This window comes from Pseudomonas sp. 51_B, assembly GCF_017491595.1.
In the GTDB taxonomy this organism is placed as follows: domain Bacteria; phylum Pseudomonadota; class Gammaproteobacteria; order Pseudomonadales; family Pseudomonadaceae; genus Aquipseudomonas; species Aquipseudomonas promysalinigenes.
This window is the reverse complement of sequence record NZ_JAFGYW010000330.1, coordinates 1-463: the sequence shown is the minus strand read 5'-3', so window position 1 is coordinate 463 and position 463 is coordinate 1. Positions and strand designations below refer to the sequence as shown.

Sequence of the window (463 nt, the reverse complement as noted above, 5' to 3'; positions counted from 1 at the left end):
GACCTTCACCAACACCTTTGATCGCGCCGAGGCCGTAAACGATACGGCCGTCGTCGTTCACCGTGAACTTGAACTCCGAAGTGTTCACGTCCGGCGCGTCGAGGCGCAGCTTCATCGTCCGCACTTCTTCGATCAAGGTCACGACCTTGTCGGTGTTGTGCATATCCGCCGAGAGTACCGCAGCCATAAACGGCGCCGGGTAGTGAGCTTTCAGCCAAGCGGTCTGGTAGGACACTAGGCCGTAAGCGGCGGAGTGGGATTTGTTGAAACCGTAACCGGCGAACTTTTCCACCAGGTCGAAAATGTTACCGGCAAGAGCCGCGTCGATGCCGTTGGTCGCGCAACCCTCAATGAAACCGCCGCGCTGCTTGGCCATTTCTTCAGGCTTTTTCTTACCCATCGCTCGACGCAGCATGTCCGCACCGCCGAGGGTGTAACCGGCCATGACCTGAGCAATCTGCAT

The 463-nt window shown here is 58.1% G+C and carries 1 pseudogene; it reads right to left on the bottom strand.

From position 1 onward, the window contains the following. Positions 1-463, bottom strand: a pseudogene (locus J5M56_RS25075) (DNA polymerase III subunit alpha); the annotation flags it as partial.